The 23,166-nt window shown below is 44.9% G+C and carries 15 protein-coding genes; all 15 read right to left on the minus strand.

All coding sequences use genetic code 11. From position 1 onward, the window contains the following. Positions 1–136: 136 nt before the first annotated feature. The 15 genes from WJR50_RS06900 to WJR50_RS06970 all read right to left on the minus strand — a co-directional run bounded on the left by WJR50_RS06900 (position 137) and on the right by WJR50_RS06970 (position 23,073). Positions 137–1,642, minus strand: coding sequence for a RagB/SusD family nutrient uptake outer membrane protein (locus WJR50_RS06900; RefSeq protein ID WP_341292509.1), 1,506 nt, complete (start codon positions 1,640–1,642; stop codon positions 137–139). A gap of 4 nt (positions 1,643–1,646) precedes the next feature. Next, entirely contained in the window at positions 1,647–5,030 is a 3,384-nt protein-coding gene (locus tag WJR50_RS06905; RefSeq protein ID WP_341292510.1) for a SusC/RagA family TonB-linked outer membrane protein, read from the minus strand. A gap of 64 nt (positions 5,031–5,094) precedes the next feature. Next, entirely contained in the window at positions 5,095–6,141 is a 1,047-nt protein-coding gene (locus WJR50_RS06910) for a FecR family protein (RefSeq protein WP_341292511.1), read from the minus strand. A 182-nt stretch (positions 6,142–6,323) separates the two neighbouring features. Then, positions 6,324–7,013, minus strand: coding sequence for an RNA polymerase sigma factor (locus WJR50_RS06915; RefSeq protein WP_341292512.1), 690 nt, complete (start codon positions 7,011–7,013; stop codon positions 6,324–6,326). 136 nt (positions 7,014–7,149) lie between these two features. Next, positions 7,150–7,803 (minus strand): RNA polymerase sigma factor, encoded by a 654-nt coding sequence (locus WJR50_RS06920; RefSeq protein ID WP_341292513.1) that lies wholly within the window; start codon positions 7,801–7,803, stop codon positions 7,150–7,152. A 296-nt stretch (positions 7,804–8,099) separates the two neighbouring features. Beyond that, a complete protein-coding gene (locus WJR50_RS06925; protein ID WP_341292514.1) occupies positions 8,100–9,365 on the minus strand; it encodes a mandelate racemase/muconate lactonizing enzyme family protein in 1,266 nt (421 codons plus the stop codon). A gap of 185 nt (positions 9,366–9,550) precedes the next feature. Further along, entirely contained in the window at positions 9,551–12,637 is a 3,087-nt protein-coding gene (locus WJR50_RS06930; RefSeq protein WP_341292515.1) for an efflux RND transporter permease subunit, read from the minus strand. An 18-nt stretch (positions 12,638–12,655) separates the two neighbouring features. After that, the gene (locus WJR50_RS06935) at positions 12,656–13,708 is read right to left on the minus strand and encodes an efflux RND transporter periplasmic adaptor subunit (RefSeq protein ID WP_341292516.1); all 1,053 of its coding nucleotides are present in this window, start codon (positions 13,706–13,708) and stop codon (positions 12,656–12,658) included. A 132-nt stretch (positions 13,709–13,840) separates the two neighbouring features. Further along, entirely contained in the window at positions 13,841–15,211 is a 1,371-nt protein-coding gene (locus WJR50_RS06940) for a TolC family protein (RefSeq protein WP_341292517.1), read from the minus strand. A gap of 48 nt (positions 15,212–15,259) precedes the next feature. Then, positions 15,260–15,874, minus strand: a complete 615-nt coding sequence (locus tag WJR50_RS06945) for a TetR/AcrR family transcriptional regulator (protein ID WP_341292518.1) — start codon at positions 15,872–15,874, stop codon at positions 15,260–15,262. Positions 15,875–15,988: 114 nt separating this feature from the next. After that, on the minus strand, positions 15,989–17,416 hold the full coding sequence (locus tag WJR50_RS06950) for a sulfatase-like hydrolase/transferase (RefSeq protein WP_341292519.1): 1,428 nt from the start codon (positions 17,414–17,416) through the stop codon (positions 15,989–15,991). A 56-nt stretch (positions 17,417–17,472) separates the two neighbouring features. Then, complete coding sequence (locus WJR50_RS06955) at positions 17,473–18,840, minus strand: sulfatase family protein (protein ID WP_341292520.1); 1,368 nt, start codon at positions 18,838–18,840, stop codon at positions 17,473–17,475. Positions 18,841–18,911: 71 nt separating this feature from the next. Beyond that, positions 18,912–20,255, minus strand: a complete 1,344-nt coding sequence (locus WJR50_RS06960; RefSeq protein ID WP_341292521.1) for a sulfatase-like hydrolase/transferase — start codon at positions 20,253–20,255, stop codon at positions 18,912–18,914. A 138-nt stretch (positions 20,256–20,393) separates the two neighbouring features. Beyond that, complete coding sequence (locus WJR50_RS06965) at positions 20,394–21,368, minus strand: ribose-phosphate diphosphokinase (RefSeq protein ID WP_341292522.1); 975 nt, start codon at positions 21,366–21,368, stop codon at positions 20,394–20,396. Positions 21,369–21,372: 4 nt separating this feature from the next. After that, on the minus strand, positions 21,373–23,073 hold the full coding sequence (locus WJR50_RS06970; protein ID WP_341292523.1) for an ABC-ATPase domain-containing protein: 1,701 nt from the start codon (positions 23,071–23,073) through the stop codon (positions 21,373–21,375). Between the last annotated feature and the right edge of the window lie 93 nt (positions 23,074–23,166).

Consider the following 23,166-nt stretch of genomic DNA (forward strand, 5'->3'; position numbering starts at 1 on the left):
GGCATCCAGTGCCTCCGAGTCCCGCAGTGGCGACTGCCGGTCCCACAGCCCACTTACCGTAGTATGGTGAAAATGATAAGCTTAGGAATATTTACCTCTTTCATTTAGTTTAATCAATTTTTTTCAATTATTCACTTTAATAGCCCGGGTTCTGCGTCAGGTTACTATTAATCAGTCTTTCATCAGCAGGAATGGGAAACAGGACTTCGTAAGGCTCAAAATCAAAGTCCGCTGCCGAAAAAGGAATCCCCCCTCTATCGGTTGTCGGATTACTTTTTTCAATCTCACCATAAGCGTTCATGAAATCCGCCAGTTCCTCAGGAGTTTTCGTTCTCTTCAGATCAAACCAGCGGTGGTTTTCAAAAGCCAGTTCAATTCTTCTTTCATGTAATACCGCTTCACGAAATGCATCCTTTCCTAAACCATCCAGCGGATCCAGGCCTGCTCTTCTTCGTACCGCATTCAGGTATTCATAAGCCTGGGCAGTAGGCCCGGAAACTTCGTTGATGGCCTCAGCCAGCATGAGCAATACATCAGCGTAGCGGAGTATTGGCCAGTTGTCATCGGTACGTTCACGTATGGTATGCGGATGGTTGTATTTGTTGATGTAAGGAACGGCTACCCACTCCCCTTCCAGGCTGGTATAGCCTTCTTTTAAGGAAACTTCTTTGCGCTCATCTCCTTCCTCATAAGCAGCGATCATGTCCAGTGAAGGAGTATTCCACCCGCCTCCATTCTGACCAGGAAAATCAATGACCGCTCCTACTGACTCACGGGGTGCGAAGGTATAGATGAAGTTGCTGTGCTCACCCAACTCATTTCCTCCCTGAAACTGAACTTCAAAGATGGATTCCATATGGTTCTTATTGGCCGGGTCAAACACATCGGCATAGTTATCCAAGAGTTCATAGTTGAGGTTAGTGACCTCAGTCAGTGTATTGATTGCCTGATCGTACTCTTTTTTGGTAAGATAAACTTTACCTAACAATGAGAGGGCTGCCCCTTTGGTCACTCTTCCTACTTCTTCGGCAGGATAGCTTACCGGCAGTGCATTGACAGCATCATCCAGGTCATTTTCAATCAGTTCATATACGGCACTTACCGGCTGACGCTCATACTCCCAGGCTTCGGAAGGTGAGGACAGCGGCTCGGTAATGATGATCACTTCTCCAAAATACTGTACCAGATGAAAGTAATAGTAAGCCCGGAGAAATTTGAGCTGGCCTTCAAACTCAGTTTTTGCTGCTTCATCAAAGGTAGCTTCTTCCAGCTTTGCCAGGGTAGTATTGATATTTACCATGGCACTGTAAAGACTGTTATAAAGATTAGCGATATTTCCGGTTGAAGAGTTGATCTGCCAGAATTCAATAGCTTCCAGTGCTGGCCCTTGTCCACGGTTACCCACATTAAAATGTAAAGTGGTATTATCAGTAATAAACTCATTATACTGCCACTGGTCGGAGATAATATTCTGTAGCTGGGAATATACACCATTCAGGGCCTGCTCTACCTGTGTTTCTGTCTGATAAAAATTATCTGATACCAGTCGGGTAGGATCTGTTTTATCCAAAAAATCCTCACCACAAGAGAGCAAAGTCAGTGTAAGGAGTATACTGGGGATAGTAAATTTATATCTATGCATGGGTTTAGAAGTTTATTTTGGCACCTAAAGAATAAGTGGTAGGAACGGGGTAGGTTTCATCATCAAAGCCCGGATTGATGCCACCCCGCTGGTTTACATCAGGATTATTACCCGGATACTGACTAATCAACAAGAGATTGTCGGCGCTGAAAAATACACGAGTGTTATTAAAGCTGGGAATGGTATAGCCCAGACTTACATTTCTGATCCAGGCATGGCTTCCGTCATATACATAGCGGGAGTTAGATTCACGCTGCCATTTCCATGTATTGGTGGTAGGTATCCATCCATTGCCGGGGTTTTCTGCCGATCTCCATCTGTTTTTTCCCTCAGCCAGGATGTTAAATACTCCATCCATGTTCAGGGTAGTTGCTTCAATGTTTCTGAACAGGTCATAATCCTGAGCTCCGGTAACGAGGACATTGATATCAAATCTTTTGTAATCTGCTCCCAAAGTAAGTCCCCAGACAAACTTTGGATGAGGATTACCAATCTCCACCATGTCCTCGGTGTCATAAGAAATCACACCATCACCATTGGTATCTTCGTAAATGTATACACCGGGTATAGCGCCATCCTGGATAGGCGCATTGTCAATTTCTTCTTCGGTATTAAATATGCCCAACATTCTGAAGCCGTGGAACATACCAATGGGCCTGCCGGGTACAGATACATTGTAGGTACTGTAGAAGCCACCATTTCTGATCTCATCATTCTCACCCAGAATTTCCAAGACTTTGTTGCGGTTAAATGAGATATTAAAATCCGCACGGAGGTTAAGTTCATTTATCGCTGTTCTGTAGCCCAGTGCCATCTCTATCCCTTTATTCTCTACCTTACCGATATTTGAAAAGGTGCTCTGAAAACCTGATATGGCAGGGATCTCAATAGGCAACAGCATGTCATTCGTAACTTTGTTGTAGTACTCTGCAGTAAAGGACAACTGGTTTTCAAAAAGAGCCAGATCCAGTCCAATATTCAACTGATTGGATTGTTCCCATCCCAGATCTGCATTGGCAAAGGCTGCCAGTACCTGTCCGCTGGCAAAGCTATTCCCTAGTATATAATTCGCCGGATTCATGGTAGAGAGGCTGGTATAGTTTCCTATGTCGTTGTTTCCTGTAACTCCCCAGCTGGCTCTCAGCTTCAAGTCATCTATCAGGATACTATTCTGTAAGAAGGGTTCTTCAGAAATTCTCCAGCCTACTGACACGGCGGGAAAATCACCCCATTTGTTATTGGCCCCAAAACGTGAGCTTCCTTCGCGGCGATAAGTAGCTGACATCAGGTATTTGTCTCGGAAGGAATAATTTACCCTGGCGATATAGGCCAGCAGACTCCAGCCTTCTTCAAATGAGCCAGCGTCTACACGGGCAGCCGCATCCAGAAACCTGACAATGTCATCGGGATATTCATCGCCAGTAGCCCCTAGGCCTCTTAAGTTTTCTTCCTGTGCGGAGTAACCCAACATTGCACTGACCTGATGATCGCCCAGATTTTTGGAATAGCTAAGCACCTGATCAGTAGACACATTGATCAACTCAGAATAAAACTCACGCTGGCTGGCTTCCCGGGGAGGAGGATTATTAAAACCACGGCCTGCCAGGAACGATGGCCTGAATTCATTCTCTCTCAGGTTGGTAATTCCTACATTGACAGAGGACCTGAACCTGAAGTCTTGTAGAAAGGAAAACTCCACATAGCCATTGGAGATCACATTGGTCTTATTGCGGTCTCGCTGCATTTCTTTGAGTTCCTGCACAGGATTGGAAGTACCGAAAACTCCGTCAACTCCGCCGATATAGGCATTAAAAGTACCATCCTCATTATATACCGGATAGCGGGGATCTGCCCATAGAGCTTGCCCCATAATCGCATCTCTACCAGTGGTATTGGCATATGCTTCGTCAGTAAAAGAACCAGCGAGATTCCATCCCAGCGAAATGTTTTTATTGATATCCCCCATCAGATTTGCCCTCACATTATAGCGTTCAAAGCCTGTTTCAATCACAGCCCCTTCCTGATTGACATACCCTACAGAAAGCAAGGATTTTACTGCTCCTTTACCGGCAGCCAGCATGACATTATAATTCTGAAAACTGGCATTCTGGTTAAGTATCTCATCCACCCAATCAGTGGAGTATTGAGTTTCTTCGGGATAGCGATAGTTGATAGGAACTTCTTCTACACTGGGCTCCCTGCCTTCAAAGTAGCGGATTTTGTCCATAAAGGCTTCCTTCTTCATCTGGGCGAATTCCGGGCCGTTCATCATTTTAGTTCTTCTGGAGTCCGGTATATTCTGTATACCGTAAGTGGCATTGAAGGACAGATTGACCTGGCCCTCTTTGGCCGACTTGGTGGTAATAAGCACCACACCATTGGAACCCCTGGCCCCATAAATAGCGGTGGAAGCGGCATCTTTCAGCACAGTAATACTTTCAATATCCGCAGGATTGAGGTATTGCCCTACTGAATTGCCTACCGCAAAACCGTCAATCACGTAGAGTGGATCGCTACCTGCTCCCAGCGAGCTTATACCGCGAACATTTACTTCCAGTTCCTCACCGGGTGTTCCGGTATTTTGCTTTACCACTACTCCCGGAGCCTGTCCCTGCATCAGACTGGTCATGTTGGAGGCTGGTCTTTCGCCTATCTTATCCATATCAATAACAGAGACAGCATTGGTGATATCCTGCTTTCTCATACTTCCGTACCCCACTACTACGACCTCGCTCAGGCTTTGAATATCTTCCGTAAGGGTAATGTCAATCACAGATCTGCCATTTACGGGTACTTCCTGGGCAGTATAGCCAATAGATGAAAATATCAACGTATCATTAGCGTTGGGCACGTTGATGCTATACCTTCCTTCAATATCGGTTACCGTACCGGTACTACTTCCTTTTACCAGCACGTTGACACCCGGCAAGCCTTCATTATCCGTAGGGGAGCTTACTGTTCCTGAAACAATCAGCAGAGGTTGTACAATGACGGCCTGCTCAAGTATAGAGTCTTCCGACTCAATTTTTCTGGAGATATGGATATTCCGGCCAATCCTTTTGAACTTAATACTTTCAAGCTTGGATAATTCCATCAGGATTTCACCCAGAGAACCCGCCTTCACGCCCAGCAACACATGACTAGTCAGGTTTACCTTTGAGTCATCGTAGGTGAAGGAAAAATCAGTTTTTTCTTCAATCTCCCTCAGCACATCTTCCAGTTTGTAAGTATCCTTCCTGAGTGATATCTGAATTTCATAAACACTCTTATCATCCTGTCCATGGCTATCAGTAGCATGTAGTACATCTATCAGAAAGAACTGAAATAGTGTACTGTAGAGCATCAGCCTGGACATCCATAGCAATGTCTTCTTAGATTTGTGTTTCATAGTCTTAGGTTGTTAGTATGAGAATAGGTTTTAGTAGTATTAGTTAAGGTCGTCTGCAGTCAGTTTAGCTTGCTTTTTTATTTTTCATAGGCAGTGCTTTGATGATTATATTTTTATTTTCCTGTATCTCATAAGAGAACTCCGAGGCGTAGCTGATTCCATCCAGTACTCTTTCCAGAGACTCGTTATGATATCTTCCACTGTAGTTCCCGTGGATTACCTGTGTTTTAGGAACTATGATATTCACACCGTACCAGTCTTCCAGTTTCTTCCATACTTCTTCTGCGGGTGCTTCATCAAAAATCAGAATGTTCTTCGTCCAGGCGATAAGGTCGCTTACATCCTGCTTTTTCGCCATCAGGCTAGCATCCGCTTTGTGATAGTAGCTCACTTCATTGGGGGAGAGTTGCACTTTATCAGTTCCACTTCCTTTCACACTTACCTTGCCGCTGACAACTGCTACCGCTACATCCGACTCGTCCTCGTAAGCTCTCACATTAAAGGAGGTGCCCAATACTTCAGTTTGAACCTCTCCGCTTGTGATAATGAAGGGCTTTGTGGCATCTCTGGCAACAGAGAAGAGCGCCTCGCCTTCCAGTTTCACATATCTCGTTTTTTGTACGAATACCTCGGGAAATACCAGAATACTGTTGGAATTCAGCTTAACTGTACTCCCATCAGGTAGTTTTACAGTCAGCTTTTCTCCTTTCTGGGTACGTTTTACCACCAGGGGGATAGGCTCAGCTTCTTTTACCTGACTTTCCTGAGACAATTGCCAGGCGCTTAGGCTACCTAGTATCACGATCAGTATACTTGCAGCTATACGAACATACCAGGCTACCTTCTTTGGCTCATCATATTTGCTGAGTACCTGCTTTGTTCGTAGCTTATTCAGCATATCTTTATAAGTATCCTGGGGCAAGCGATAGGTATGCTGATACTGAAAACTGGATATCATCTCTCTGGCCAGGCGAACAAGCTTTAGCTTTTCGGGATGCGCTCTAATCCACTCTTTCCAGTAAGTGTCTGTTTTTTCATCCGGACGAAGCACCCACTTCACGAAGTACTCATCTTTCAGAAAATCCTGTATATCATCCCTTTTCTGTTGCATGCTTTTCCTTGGTTCTATTTATATATAGACAGCGGAAGAAGAAATGACCATAGTTTTTTTCAACTTTTTTGAAAAAAACTTCTTAGCGTATTTTTACAGGACCCCGAAAGTGTATGATTTAGAAATGGGTCTTGGAAAGAAGGGCATTAAGGCTATTGTAGAAATGAACAGAAGCGAAGGGGCTAAAAAATCTGGCCTGCTATCAGTAGCGGCCATAGAGGATAAAGGATGCCTTTGTATTTTTGCAAACGCTGAGACAGAGAATCAATGGCGCGGTAAATCAATGCTCGCGCAGATTTGGTCCTGCTCATACCTACAGTTTCCGCTATTTCTTTATAGCTCATCCCTTCATAAAAATACAGTAGCAGGGCCTCTTTCTGCCGGGTAGGCAGTTGGTTGCATTCGCTGGAAATGATCCCTTTTTGTTGATCAGTAAACTCCTGGTGGATAAACTTCACGCTTGTATCTTCCAGAATGTTGAATCCCTCCAGGGTACTTATTTCACCATCCTGCCGATGCTTTTTCTCTTTTTTCAGTACCCGTAATAACTTTCTTCGCAGTGATTTAAACAAATAGTGTTTGATAGAAGCAGTACTACCCAGCTTATGTCTTTTACTGATGATTTCTGTAAACAGCTCCTGTATACAATCACTTACCAATTCCTTTTGAGAGGTAAACTGACAGCCATAGTTATACATTTTGTTGACATATTCTGTATAAATATATACCAAAGCCTCTTCGTCTCCTCTCCGAAAAGCACTCCATATTTCAGCATCAGTTTTGTTTACCTTTTGCGCTGCATTTTCATCGCGACCAGATTGTTTGCTTTCTTCCAGCGTATACTGCGAAAAATGTAAGCGATTTTCATTCATACCATTTGATATTGTACTGCTCTTGCGGTCTGTGATTTTTGCCTTTTTGAAAGGCTTATAAAAAATAGTCTACATAAAAATGTTTACGATATATTTTAATAAAAATAATTTACCGTCTATATTCTAATGATGTACTTTATATGCAACTACAAAGGAAGCTCAGCAGAAAAATAGCACTCACACTACAGCTTGAGATACTGATATTTCGCTTCACATGCAGGCTTTCTCTTAAGTCGTCCAATGAACGGTATATCAGCTGGCGGGCATACTTAGGGTCTCTCAGTTCCATTACTTCACTGATTTCAACATAGCTTAGATTTTCATAAAACTTAAGTAGGATTGCTTCTTTTTTACGTGCAGATAAATGCTCTACTGCTCGCCGAATTTTTTTGATGGTTATAAAAGAGTCACCATCTTCTATGCCCTGCTGATTAGGCAGAAAAGATATCAGCTTATCTTCTTGCTGTCCGGCAAACCCTAAACCGAATAACTTAAAATGATTGTCTTGTTTGCTTTTTAAAGCTTTAAACACCTTCCTCCGCATAATTTTGAGGAAGTAGTGCTTAAGAGAATATACTTCTTTTACCTGATCGCGCTTCTGCCAGATTTCTACAAATATATTTTGTATGCAGTCTTTTACTTGTTCTTCATCCTGACATATACGATAACCATAATTGAACAATACCGGAAACATTTTCCCGTATATCAGATCAAAGGCATTTTCACTACCTTCTCTGAAAGCTGACCATAAGTGTTCGTCAGTAGTGTTCTGTATTTGTTCTTTCATCATGAGAACAGGTAATTATGGTTAAGGAAAGAAAGATGTCTTGCTAAAAGCAAGTGCTATCAAACTGTTTCTTCAATTAAAAAAGGAAACTCTTCCCACAAAAGCTCAGTATACTATTATTAAATTAAAATCGTGGAGTATTCTTAAGACTTTTTTAAAACCAACTCACTATTAAACGTTATTATTGAAACAAAAATAAAGTCAAATTTTCAGCAGAAGTCATCCTGTACTGTGCTGTATAACTATTGGCTACCAGCCGGTAGCACATTATACTTATCTCAATGGATCAATAGAAAAACTTACCAATTATGGATAGAACCATCCGGGCTGGTAAGTATGGGATGAGGAAATTCAGTGTTGGCAGCCACTTCCATAATGAAGTCTGCTTTCTCAGGATCAAATTGTACGCCCAGCCCAGGATTAGGATTCAGGTACAATTTACCATTTCTGAAATTAAGCAGATCTTCATTAAAATAAGCTGGTCTTTCAGGCTCACCGCCCACCAACTCCATCATGCAGCGGGTGGGACTGCTGGAACCCAGTACATGTACCAAAGCCGCTGTAGACAGCGGTCCGGTAAAATGCGGAATCATTCCCAGATAATGCGTTTCACAAAGGGCAGCGATTTTCTTTAGCTCGGAGATTCCTCCGGTGTTGGGGAGTGTTACTCTTGTATAATCAATGAGATGGTTCTCTATGAGTTCGTTGATATCCCAGCGATCGCCAAACTGTTCGCCTACCGCTATGGGTACATGCGTCATCTGCCGAATGGTTTGGTAAACTTCCGGGTTTTCAGAGCGGACGATATCCTCTACAAAGTAAGGTTCCAGATTTTCCAGAGCCTTACAGATCTTTATACCTTCGGTAGTATCAAAGCGGGTGTGCAGGTCAATAGCCCAGTTTCCATTTCCTCCCACCGCTTCATCAATTCTTTTACAGTATTCAATGGTCTTGTTGGCATTTTCATAAAAGTCAAACCTTTCTTCACCATTTCCTCCGGTGGGGCCGATGCGGTACGCTCTCAGTCCTGCTTCTATACAACCTCTCGCCCTCTCTTCTTCTGTACTGGCATTGGAAGCCCTGAAACCGGTAGCATAACATTCCACATATTCCCGGGTTGACCCACCCAGCAACTCATAGACCGGCACTCCCAGCGCTTTACCTTTGATATCCCATAGTGCCATTTCTATGGCTCCTAATGCATGAAGTTTTTCTCTTCCGGGAGGGTAAAACATGCCCCGGTAGACATACTGCCAGAGATGTTCAATACGGAAAGGATCTCGGCCGATCAGCATTTGTGCACACTGCTCAATGGTATCTTTTGTGCCTCCCTCTCCTATGCCAATGATACCCCCATCGGTCTCTACCTCCACAATACCCCGGGCCTGATTGAAAAGAGGTTTGTTATAGCCGGGAGCACTGTAATACCTGATCTTAGTAATTTTAAGATCTGAAGCTTCATTCGCAATGTGTTCAAAAGTTTTGGCGTGTGTGTGATAAAGAGGCAAAGCCGTAAAGGCAGCCGAGCTTAAAAAGGCTGTTTTTAGGAAATTTCTTCTTTGCATAAATTCAGTTGTAGGTTGTTGTACTGCTTAGATAACTTACTTCATGCAATAAGATAATAAAAAGCGGTGAGAACTGATCTACAGAATACCGTTTGACATTAAACCCTTATGCTTAATCATAAAAAAATGAGTAGTGACTGTTTATTGCTCACTACTCACTTTTATCAAATTATCTGTATAGTAATTTAGGCCTGTGCCACCAGCCTCTTCTCTTCTACCCGCTCCATCCTGGGTGGAATCAGCTTGTACACCACCGGCGTCACAACGCGGGATAGCAAAGTGGAACTGATCAATCCTCCGATAAGCACGATCGCCAAGGGTGAAATCAGGGGATTGCTGGAGATGGCGATGGGAATCAGTCCGCCAATGGCGGTTAAAGTGGTAAGTACGATGGGCAGAAAGCGTAGCTCACCGGCCTCCCGTATGGCTTCTTCCAAACTCCGACCTTCTTCTCTCAACTGATTGGTGAAGTCTACCAGCAGTATGGAGTTTTTGACTTCAATTCCAGCCAGCGCGATCAGTCCGATGATGGCTACGAAAGACAGCGAATTGCCGGTCATCCACAAGGCCATCAGTGCTCCTACCATGCCCAGCGGAATAACAGACAATACGATCAGCGTGCTTTTGAAAGTTTTGAACTCCAGAATCAACACGGCAATAAATAGAAATACGGTTACGATAATCACTGTGCCGAAGCCTCCGAAAGAATCTTGCCGGGTTTCGTATTCTCCGCCCATCATATAGGTATAACCTGCCGGGAAAGAAAATTCATCCATCTGATTCATCACATCCTGCAAGACATCATCGGTGAGATAATCTTTGCCTACAAAGGAGCTTACTGCTACCATCCTTGTCTTATTATAGTGATCAATGGTAAGCGGTGAAGCTTCCAGGCTGAGGTCTGCGATCTGGCGGATAGGAATGGCATCGCCCTGCATATTATTGACATACATATGGTCAAAAGCGGAGAGTGAAGCCCGCTCACTGCGGCTTTGCATCAGAGGAGTGGTCAGCAGTACCTCTCTGTCTTCTCCCTCATCGTCAGAAAAGCTTCCTACCGGAAGTCCGGCAATGGCCAATCGCACAGTACGCGCTACATCTATGGTATTGACGCCCAGCATACGGGCCTTTTCTTTGTTGATATCTACTTTGATATCAGACTTCAGATGGCTCACCGGATTGTTAACGTAAAGCGTACCTTCACTTTTCTTCAGCATATTCTCTACCCAGCCCGCCAGCATACGCAAGGTATCCAGATTATTACCCAATAGCCTCACTTCTATAGGTGCGGTGACCGGTGGTCCCTGCTCAAAGTTTTTTACTTCTATACGGGCTCCGGGATACTGCTTAAACTTATCGCGTAAGCTTTCGGTGATTTCCAGCTTTCTTTCCATAGAAGTGCCTTCCTCCAGTTGCACAAACAGCTGGGCAAAATCTGTCCGCTCATTTTCAGGAATCTCATTGTAGTAAACTCTTGGATTGCCTTTTCCTACATTGGTCGCAAAGTATTTTACATCCGAAATGTTGGTCAGCTCTTTTTCTACTTCTCTGGCTACTGCTTCGGTATAGCCTATATTAGACTGCAATGGTGCGATCACATTGACCAGAAACTGAGGCTTCTCCGACATAGGGAACAGGCTGAATCCAATGACCGGGAACAATTGTAATGAGCCAAAAAAGATAACTGCCGCAATGATTAAAGTTAGCACCGGTCTTTTCAAAGCCCTGTCTAGCAAAGGGGCATAGCTGCCATGAATGACTTTCTGTAATGATCTCAAAAACACATTACCTTCCGGATGACCGGCTTGCTCTTTCAGCATACGGCTGGCAAGAAAGGGAATAATGGTGAGCGACACCAGCATGGAAGCCAGTACCGAGGTGATCACCGCCATAGGCAGACTTCGGATAAAATCACCTGAACCTTCAGGGAGAAAAACCAGTGGCATAAAAGCGATGATCAGCGTTACGGTACAACCTACTACTGCCAAACCAATCTGTTTGGTAGCCAAAATGGTAGCCTGCATCCGGCTATAGCCCTCACGAAGCCATCTTTCTATATTTTCTACTACCACGATGCTGTCGTCCACCAGCAGGCCCAAAGCGACCACAAGCCCGACTATGCTAAGCTGATTCAGGTTATAACCCAGCACATTGAGCAATACCAAACCTATCGCCAGCGAAAGGGGAATAGAAATCATGACGATCAGGGCGGCACGCCCACCCAGCGGCAGTAGTGTAATGGAGACCAGCAGAATTGCAACCAGGAAGTCTATGCCCAGACCTCCCAAGCGACTGTTGACATTATCTGCCTGATCAAAATGCTGCACCATGTCAACATTGGAAGGGAGTTGTGTGGCGAATGCTTCCAGCACTGGCTGGTACTTTTCCTGGGTCTGAGAGATATTATAGCCTTCCTTTTGCGCAGCGGTGACAAAGATACTGCGATGCCCGTTGAGCCGTGTAATATGCTTATCTACTTCATGGTCCAGACGCACATCTGCTATATCTTTCAGTAAGATGTTTTTGCCGTTCAGCGAGAAGACAATGGTATTGGCGATCTCTTCCACTTTATCTATGTCTCCACTGGTCTTGACATTGAAAGATTTAAGTCCGGCTTCCACACTTCCTCCGGGGATGTTGGTCATCTCATTTTGCAGGCTACCCATGACGGCATTGAGCGGCACATGCATATTCGCCATTTTTTCCAGGCGAAGGTCTACCCGTACAATTTCTTCCGGCAGGCCATGAATTTCTACATTCTTCAGCTCGGTCAGCTTTTCCAGTTCATCCTGTAGCCTTTCTGCTTCAAACTTCAGGCTTTTGCGGGATGCATTTTCCGAGATCAGCGCAATCTGCATAATGTTGACGTCAGAAGGGTTCACCTGATTCACATCTATGCTATGGATATCCTTGGGAAGCTCATCACGCAGGCCATTCACTTCACGCACCAGCTCCTGGTATTTATCATCCACATCGCTTTCGTATTTATAAAACACCTGCATCACGGCCACACCATCGCTAATGGAAGTCATGATTTTTTTGATATCTTCCAGCTCGGATATTTTCTTTTCCAATGGGTCTACTACCAACTCTTCTATGTCTTCAGGGCTGGTACCAGGGTAGATGATCACTACCGGAAACTGCGGGGCATTGATCTCAGGGTCTTCACTGCGAGGCATGGTCAGCAGGGTAGTCACGCCCAGGGCTACCACCATCAGGAAGATCACCAGCGTAAACTGATAATTTTTTACAGCGTATTCTGATATTTTCATGCTCTTGGTTTTTGAGGTTTACTCCACTATACTGATGGAAGACTGATCTTTCAGATAGGCGCTGCCCCGGGTGATAAGCGCTGTAGCATTTTCCAAACCACCACTGATGTGGACATAGTCATTGTCCATAGCAGCTACGTTTACTTCTACTCTCCGGGCAGTTTGATTGTCTGAGGTGATAAACACATAGCCACGGTCAGCGTTACCGTCCAGCAGTGCTTCGTAGGGAATGCGCCATACATTAATTTTACGCTGAGGAATAATGGTGGCAATACCAAATAGACCAGAAGCTAGCATCTTTTGTCCTGATTCCTTCACTTTTAACTCTAGGCTAAACGCGCCGTTCACCGGATCAGCGCCTTCTGACTTTCTGACGACCTCAGCCGGGATAGGTTGATCGGGCATAGCATCGGTAGTGATACTGGCATTATCTCCTTCCTGTATCACGGCCCACTCTTTATCGCTCACCGCTGCTTTAAAAATCCAATGCGAATTTCCTGCTCCGTTGATTCTGATGATGGCAGCACCTGAACTTACTACCTGTCCGGCATTGACAAACTTCTTAAGCACATAGCCATCTGCCGCCGCCCTGATTTCAGCGTAATTCAGGTTAAATTTTACAGATTTTAATTGTTCTTCTGCCAGTGCCAAAGCGGTTTGCGCATTCTGGTATTGTTCCAGCGTAGCCACACTATCACGGTACAGGTTTTCAGCACGTTTGAAGTCTCGCTGCGCTTTCTGATACGCCAGTTCCGCCTGATTTACGCCTGTCTTGATCTCTGTCAGGTCCAGTGTAGCCAGCAGTTGGCCTTTGCGAACAAAATCTCCTTCTTTCACGAAGATGTCCTTAATTACTCCTCCGCTTTTGAAAGAAAGGGTAGTTTCATCATCAGTGGTAAACTGCCCTGAAGTAGTGATGGGCTGGGCTACTTCTTCCTTTTGTAGTTTCATCACCTGTACCGGAATAGGTGCATCAGCTTCGGGTATGGCCCTGGCACTTTCTGCCGGGCTACAAGCCTGCCACAGCAGTGCTGTGAAAGCAATAAGAATCAGAGATTGAAAAGTTTTCATATTACTTAGTTTTTATAGACAATGATTTGGTTTATGGATACCATTATTGATTACAATTGCATATTGAAAATTTAATAACTGACTAATAATCAAAAGCTTAGCAATTTGTAATGTGGAGTTTTTAATTTGTAATTAGGGTAAAGTATAGGTTCCGCTTTCTCTTTCGTACTCAGCCATAGCGCCCAGCACCTTATAGGTACTGATGCTCTGCTGAAGCTGGGCAGAAGTGAGCTGATTGCGGGCGTCTATAAATTCAATGAGTGAGTTCGTGCCTTCCTGATAACCTCTTTCTATCAGGCGGAAATAGCTCTCTGCTGACTTCAGACGCTTTTGCGCAGCCAGTTGATTTTGATAAGCGGTATTCAGATTGTTCAGTGCTACATCAACTGCCATTTGCAATTGTTGTGTAGTATGGTCCAGGTTGAATCGGTTGGCATGAAGGTCTAATTCGGCCTGTTTGATCTGGTAGTGATTTCTTCTACCCTGGTAGAGCGGGATGTCTACAGAAAGGCCGACCAGAAAATAGCGTGAATGGCTGGTCCAGTCCATGTTTTCTGCCTGGGCTCCCAGGTCTGCAAAAGCATTGAGCTTGGGAAGCCAGAAATTCTGCTTCATGTTGAGAACAGTATGGTTAATCAGGTCCGCGGTTTTGAGCATTTCCAGTTCCTCTCTGTGCTGAATTTCCGCAGCATCCATCATGGTGGCCACCTCATTTACCTGGTTTTTTAGTGCACTATCTATGCTGATGGTCTGAGTTTGTTCGCGGTTTAGCAAAAAGTTGAAGTAACGTCGGGCATTTTGCTCATAGTTTTTAGCATCCTGCAGTTGTGCCTTTACCGCTTCCAGCTCACTTTCTGCCCGCAAAACGGAAGCGGGAAGGCCTCTTCCGTTATCTAATAAAGCCTGATTTACTTCTACATTTTTATTGACCAGCGAAAGCGCGCTTTCATAAATTTTCACCGCTTCCACTGCGCTCAGGTACCTGAAATAAGCTGTCTTGATATCCTTAACCAGTTCTCTTTCATATACCTTGATTTCGTACTCCTGAAGCTGTACCTGATGCTGCTGTATCGTATGGTTATAGTAAAGATCACGGTTATAGAGCGGCATGGAAGCACGCACATGGGCATCAACAAAGTTCTGAGGAAAGAACTGTTGGTTTTCATTCTCTATCTGCGGAAAGTTATTTTCTTCTACCAACTCATTGAGCGTAGCATATACCGGATTCAGCAGATCGCCAACCGGTAGGGCAATAGCACGACCTCCTTCCCCATGGTTGAAACTGGTATTAAAATCCAAAGCAGGCTGAAAATAGCTGCTGGCTATCTTAAGCGTATACATGGCTTTTTCTAATCCCACATGCTTCTGCTGAATTACCAGGTTATTTTCTAAGCCTTCCTGAGTATAGGCATCCAGCACCTCCTGAGCCTTGCTTTGAGGGGTAGCTGCGAGCAAAACACATAGCAGGCTGACAGCTAGTAATGGTTTGATTTTTAGAGACATATACATTGTATTTTTAATGAACACTGTTTAGTATAATGACAAAAAAATTTAGTTTTTCTCCAGCAGCATGACCAGGGTTTCAAAACCCATAGCAGCAATATGATCACGTTTATCTTCGCTAATGACCATACAGCGCCCCCGGATATCAATGGTAGCCATACCGTGTAGGGTAGACCATACGGTATAGGCCAGGTTCTCGGCATCGTGCCCCTTAAAGCGGCCCTGCTGAATGCACTCATCTACCACTCCTACCAGAATGTCAAAAGCAGTTTGTCCTTCCATCCAGCACTCTTTATCTTCCAGTGCTTCCATGGGATTAGTGATGACAAACATCAGATCGTAATAGTCAGGGTTTTCACGGGCAAATTCCAGATAGCCTTTTCCCATGGCAATCAGCCTTTCAAAAGGATCTTTTATCTCTCGCAATACCTGCATTTTGCTTTCTCTCAGCAGTTGGAAACCTTCCTTGTGCAGCTCATGGAAAATCGCATCTTTATCTTTGAAGTAGAGATAAATAGTTCCCGGGCTGTATTCTATTTGGTCAGCGATATTGCGTATGCTGGTACTATGAAATCCTTTTTCAAAAAAGATTTCCTTGGCGGCTTTTAAAATAAGCCCTTTGAGCTGCTCTTTTTCTCTCTGCTTTCTGTCTTTGGTTCCCATATAGACTATACAACGTGAATATAATGAACAGTGTTCAGTAAAATTAATACTTTTTTTGTACAAACTACATATTCATCGCAAAAAACTTCTTTTATTATGTCGGAATTGGCCTATCTATCTATACCAATTTCCACCTTCACTAACCATTTCATCCCTCAGATGCAGCATTTTGGCTTTCATTTTCTCAACTCGCTCCGGATGTGCGTCAGCTACATCGTTTTTTTGTTCCCTATCCCTTCGCAGGTTATAGAGTTCAAAATGTTCCGGCTCAAGGTCTTTCAAATATTCCATGTGGTTTGCCTGAAAATGCCAGGGCCGGATATTCGCCAGTTCTCCTTCGTTCAGACTTTCTGCATAAGGAATCAGGTTTTTGTAGCCTAAAAGGCACCAGTCACCGTCTCTCAACATGCAGATAGGATCATGGAAGTAGCGATAAAAAAAGATAGGATTTTCCCGTTCAGTATTTTTCGCTTCCCCTCTAAACACTGAGGCCAGACTAACACCATCAATTGTACGCTCGGCTGGTAAAGAGGACCCGGTAAATTCAGCCAGCGTAGGCAGTACATCGGTAAAGCCTCCGGGAAACTCACTCACCTGAGCTGCCGGCACCTTGCCTGGCCACCGGATGACAAAGGGCACGCGTATGCCTCCTTCAAAATTAAAGCACTTCTCTCCCCTCAGAGGATCATTAGAACAGTCCCACTGAGACCCATTATCTGAAGTAAACATCACGATAGTTTCTTCCTCTAGATTATTCTGTTTCAGGTAGTCCATCAATCTGCCTACTGCCAGGTCCATATTTTCTATCGCCCCATAATACTCCTGATTGTAAGCATGGCGTTTGGTCAGTTCTTCAGGGGCAGCCACTTTCATATGAGGTTCATTAAACCACACATTGATGTAAAAAGGCTTATCATCGGTATTTCCTTTTTCCTCCAGCCAATTCAGCGCCTCATCCATGACCAGCTGACAGGCGTAACCTTTCATCTTCCCTACTGCTTCACCATTGCGGTAGTAATTTTCGGGGTCTTTATGAGAAGGAACCGCATTGTTGTAGGCATAAAAACTGTAATCAAAACCCTGATCGTTGGGCAGAGGCTGTTCAGTTCCCTGAGAAGTCAAATGCCACTTGCCAAAGTGTCCGGTAGCATAATCTTGTTCTTTCAGCATTTCTGCTATGGTGACTTCCTCATCTCGCAAATGTATGGGCGCATTCTCTGGAATCCAGTTGTAGATACCCACACGCGTAGCATTACGCCCCGTAATCAGGGCAGAACGGGAAGGAGAACAGACTGCTGCCCCGGCATAAAAATCAGTAAACCTCATGCCCTGCTCGGCCAGCTCATCTATGTTGGGCGTCTGACTGGTGGGAGGCCGTTCTCCCTGTTCTTTATGGGCTTTCCGGTAAATGGATAGATCATTATACCCCAGATCATCGGCCAGCATCAGAATGACGTTAGGGCTTTTCGTGCTTTGTGCTCGTAGGCTGCTGAAAGTGAAGCTCCAGCAAAGCAATAGGCTTAGTTTGAATATAAGTTTCATGGTGTTGCTATTAGCAGTATTTGGTAAAAATCAGCAATCTTCTTATGAGCATTTTGCTATTTTTCAGGCTTTTGCCAGGGTACTTTCCCTCCTTTCTGAATATGTTGCATCATCAGTTTATTGAGTTCCTCATACTTCTCCGGTTCTGCTTCCACCAGGTTATTCTCCTCCTGAGGATCATTTTTAAGGTTATACAATTCATACGCTTCGTAAGGGCTATTCTGCAAAAGCTTCCAGTCGCCCAATCGTACCGCATAGATGCTCTGCCCACCGTAACGGGTTCCGCCTTCCCGCCGGGTAAAATACACTGGGCGGTCAAAATCGGCTTGCGAGCCGTTCAGTAATTCCGGGAGAAAGTTCTGTCCTTCAATGTTATCTTTGGGCTCCATACCGGCCAGCGCCAACAAAGTGGGATACAAATCCATAGACAAATATCTATTCTCCGACACGCTACCCGCTGCTATTTTTCCCGGCCAGCTGATTGCGGTGGGTACTTTCAAACCTCCTTCGTACATGCTTTGCTTGCCATCACGCAGCGGGCCATTATTGGCTTTGCTGGGCAAATGACCACCATTATCACTGGAAAAAACAATAATGGTATTGTCGTACTGCCCACTCTCTTTCAGTGCGTTGATCACCTGCCCGATGCCATCGTCCATATGCTCAATAAAAGCGACCAGCTTGGCACGGGTTTCGTCTATGCCTTCTTCTCTTTCCGTCACTTTATCCAACCATTCCTGCGGAGGCTGTACCGGAAAATGAGGCGCATTGTAAGCCAGATAAAGAAAGAAAGGGCGATTATCGTCTTCCTGACTTTTGATGTAGTCTACTGACCACTGCGTGAAAAGATCAGTCGCATGGCCTTCAGGGTCAATCTCTTTACCATTGAGGCGCATGTAGTTGATATCGTGCCGACGGTGTGTCCAGTAATCGTCCATCATATCGCCCAGCCATCCATGAAAGTAGTCAAAGCCCCGCTCTACCGGAGTGTTGGGAGATTCCAGCCCCAGATGCCACTTACCAATGATGGCGGTATGGTAACCGGCCATTTTCAGCTCCTGAGGCAGCAGCGTAGCCATTGGGTCCAGATAGCCCCAGTTATTGTCAGCATGGGTACGGATTACACCCGGCACCCCTACATAATCCTGATAGCGACCGGTAAGCAGTGCTGCACGCGTGGGAGAACAGACCGGGCAGTTGGCATAAAAATTATCAAAGCGCATACCTTCGGCGGCAATCTGATCAATATGGGGAGTCTGTAAATCTTCCGTGCCGTAGTAAGAAACATCATGATAACCCTGATCATCGGTGAGGATGAGCAGGATATTGGGAGGTGTGTCTTCAGGGGGAGATTGTTGGGTATGCAGAGGAAAGAAAATCAGCGAAATGCAAAATGCTAAAGCAGTAATCCAGTAGTGTAGCATAATGTGTTTAGGGTTGTATAAAAGTTTATTAACTGTTGTAGAACGCGTTACAAACGCGCTCCAGAGTTAGTTTAAAGGGTTTTCATATCGTTTTCCTGACCTACTTCTCTTTCCCAGGTGGCAAGCTGATCTAATAGGTCTGCCACAATATCCTGCTGCTGTTCGGAAAGATTGGTCGTTTCCTCAAGGTCCTGTGTCAGGTTGTACAAAGCGGTATCCGACTCAGTGATCAGCAATTTCCACGCATCTCGGCGGACAGCTTTCTGATCCCGGTATCTCCAGAACAAGGTTCTATCCTCAAGTGCAGTCTGATCAGCAGCCTCTCCTTCAAATAAAACCGAAGAAAAATCTTTACCATCAAAGGCAACATCCTGCTGAATAGGCGTCTGGCTGACTGATAAAATGGTAGGTAGTAGGTCCATGGTCATCAGTGTTACTGAAGATTCACCCGGCTCAATTTTATTCTTCCAGTAAGCGATGGCAGGCACTCTATGTCCACCTTCGTACAGATTTCCTTTCTGTCCGTTTAAGCCTCCGTTATTCCCAAAAGCTTCCCCTCCGTTGTCAGAAATGAAAATCACCAAAGTATTTTCTTCCAGTCCATTGGCTTTGAGGGCTGCCATAATTTTGCCTATACCTTCATCCATTACTTCTACCATTTCTTTGTAGGCTCTTTGCTGATCTTCTACCGGACCGTAATAGGTAAACTCCTCTCCGGGAAAGCGATAGGCAGGGTCATTTCTACCCTGAAAAGGAACATGAGGAGATTCGTGTGGTACATAGAGAAAAAAGGGTTCATCTTTATGTTGATTGATAAAATCTACCGAATGCTCGGTAATCAAATCTGTCACATAGCCTTCTTCCTGTATAGAGTCCAGATTGTGCCACCAATCGTAAATACCGGCATTATCGTAGTGGGAGTGATAGTCTACATTGCCGCTGACGTAGCCATAAAACTCATCAAAGCCATGATGTACTGGATTGAACTCCTTCTTATAACCCAGATGCCATTTACCCATTATACCCGTGACATAACCATTGGCTTTCATCAGTTCGGCTATGGTCAGCTGGCTTGTATCCAGACCTACTTCTCTGGTCTCCCCCCGAACGTAAATCACGCCTTCCAGCCCTGCTCTCTGCTGATAGTTTCCGGTGAGTAAGGCAGCTCGTGTAGGGGTACAGACCGGGGCATTGGCATGAAAATTGGTGAACCTGATACCATTTGCAGCTAATGAATCCAGATGAGGGGTTTGGATATTAGGCTCTCCATAACAGCTAATTCCCCCATAGCCTAAGTCATCCGCCATGATGAGGACGATATTGGGCTTGGAAGTTTCCTTATTTTCCGTCTGCGATTGACTTGTACAAGCGCATAACAGTAAGCCTGCTATGCAGCATAGGTATAGGTTGTGCATGTTGTATTATAGCTTTATTCTCACCCCGTCAGGTAAATTTCACCTAATATAAATTTTTACTCCAGGCTTTGCTTCCCTTGAGAGAATAATCTCCTTAAAATACATTCTGGAATTATGGACATGCATAAAAATTAACACCTACATCATCTCCAGTTCGCCACCTTCACTCAGAGTATGTATGGCATCGGCCAGCAAGGGTGAGATGTCCAGTGCTTTCAGTTTTCTGCTTACTTCGGTATTCTGTAGGCGGAAAGGTGGAATGGTGTTGCAAATGATCAACTCCTCAATTTCCGGTGCTGACAATACTTCTCCGGCAGTTTTGACAAACAGTCCGTGGATGGCCATAGCTCTTACTGATTTTGCTCCGGCCTTTTTGCAGGCAGCGGCTGCTCGGCTGAGCGTAGTGCCGGTGCTGATCATATCGTCAATGATGATCACGTTTTTATCTGCCACATCGCCCACTAAGGCTTCACCGCTGACTTCACCCATGCTTCTTTCTTTTTCCATGAAAATGAGTGGAATCTCCTGCTTTGTTTTTTCCTGCATCAACGCCCGGAAAGCTTGGGCCCGCTTTACTCCCCCGGCATCCGGCGACATCACCGCCAGTGGCTCATGCTTCTTATTTGTTTCAAGATAGTCTGCAAAAAGCTTTTGGGCTTCCAGGTGTATCGTCTTACAACGGAAAGCATTCTGATAAGCCTGCAGATTATGTACATCAACCGTTAGGACCCTGTCAGTACCTACCGCTTCTATCATGCGGGCCAGGTACTGGGTGTTGAGCGGGTCACGGCTTTTGGACTTACGGTCTTTGCGGGCGTAGGCGAGATATGGGATGATAGCATTTACCCTCCTGGCTCCGGCATCTTTGAGGGAGCCCAGAAAAAAGACCAACTTGACCAGCTTATCATTTACACTGGCATCCAGATCACCGTAGAGCGAATGGATAACGTAGACATCTTTTTCGTTTACGCCTTCCATCGTGCGGATTTTGTGCTCTCCGTCCTCAAAGTCTCTTGCTTTCAGCTCAGACAACGCTATGCTCAGTCGCTGAGCAACCTTTCTCCCCAGGTCTTCATCGGGTTTCAAGGCAAACAATTTGATATCCTTTTTCATAAGCTCATATGATTTTCAGATTTCTAAAGCGGTTGATGGCCGCTGCCAATTCTACTTTTCTGAACCTCACCAGATCGCCTCTCAGTTTGGGAGACAAAGCATCCAGTCCTTTCTCCTCCACCAGCTGATCGCAGTGGCTCAGATCCTCTGCAAGTGTGGATTTTCTATTCGCATTATGATACAGATTTACCATCGCTTCGCCAATTGCTTTGAGTTGCCCCTGATCCACAAGCTGTGCTATCTGGCTCACATCAATTTTTTCTCCTCCGTAGAGCATGTGATCCGTAGCATGTACTTTGATGCTTACCGACTTTTTACCTTTTTCGGGATTCAGGCTTTGATGGTCAATTTGCCTGTTGCTTAGCACTCCAAATTGCTGTCCTCCTTCTCTGGTTCTGTGCGTTTGGTGTTCTTCTGCAATAGACTTGGCCTGCTGACTGACATCTTCTATCTTAAATTCTTCAAGAGCAATCACACAGTCAGCTACTTCAAAATAATCGCCACTGCCACCCATCACCAGAATGGTGGAAACGCCATGATCGTCATACATCTGCTTCACTTTGTCCAGAAAGGGTGTGATAGGCTCTTTTTCTTTTCTGATAAGCTGCTGCATCCGATGATCGCGGATCATAAAATTGGTGGCTGAGGTATCTTCGTCAATCAGCAGAAGTTTTGAGCCTGCTTCCAGCGCTTCCATAATATTGGCAGCCTGGGAAGTACTCCCGCTGGCATTGGGGGTAGAAAAAGCTTCGGTTGACTGCTGCAAAGGCAGGTTATTGATAAAAGCAGAGATATTTACCTTCTGAATGCTTCTTTCGTCTTCTGCCCGTATCTTCATCGCGCTGGCATCGGTTACTACGTATTCACGTCCATCTCCGGGGATATGATTATACACGCCCAGGCTAATGGCACGAAGTAAGGTAGACTTACCATGATAACCGCCTCCAACGATGAGGGTAATACCTTTGCGAATACCCATACCGCTAACTTTCCCTCTGTTCGGGAGGTCTACTGTGACTTCTAATGAGGAAGGCGAACGGAAAGGAACGGCTTGCTCACGCATAGGACGATCATCTACTCCGCTTAGGCGAGGGAGTATCGCTTCATTCGCCACAAAAGCCACCAGGTTCATTGACTCAAGTTGTGCTCTTAGAAAATCTGCATCCTCGGCTACTTCAATGTGCTTTTGCAATGCCTTCTTATCCAGCGTATTGTAGTACAAGCTTTCCTGTACAATTTGTGGCAAATCTTCTATCAGCATATCTACTGCCTGCCTGCCCAGTACACTTCTGCCTCTGGCCGGCAAACCTGCATTGAACCTGACTTCTATGGATTGATCGGTAAGTACGGTGGCATTCCTTTCCAGTATCTCCTGCCCTATGGAAGGCATAAACATTTTCCCACTATGGCCGGTGCCCCGACGGTTAGAATGCTTTATGCAATTCTGGGCAAATACCCTACTGATATAGTCGCATAAAGCTATTTGTCGGCTTTTGTTTTTATAGCTGCCCTGCGGAAATCCACTTTCTGCTAATGACATGCGCACCGCCAACTGGCTGGGACTGGCGAAAGGATCGCCCTGTACATAGTCAATATTTAAACTGAAATTGCCAAAGGCATATTGCCCTTTGATCTGTTTATAAGCTTTGTAGCTTTTGCGGTCAATAGTAAGGAGTTGTCGGCGAAGCTCCTCATAATTCTTCATAAGAAATTGCTGTTAAAGCATGAATCCAACTTTCTGCATTAACCATAAGCAAAGCGGAAGGTTAGGCAGACTGGGGCTGAATTTCACTTAGCC

Source organism: Catalinimonas locisalis (assembly GCF_038039535.1).
Lineage (GTDB): Bacteria > Bacteroidota > Bacteroidia > Cytophagales > Cyclobacteriaceae > Catalinimonas.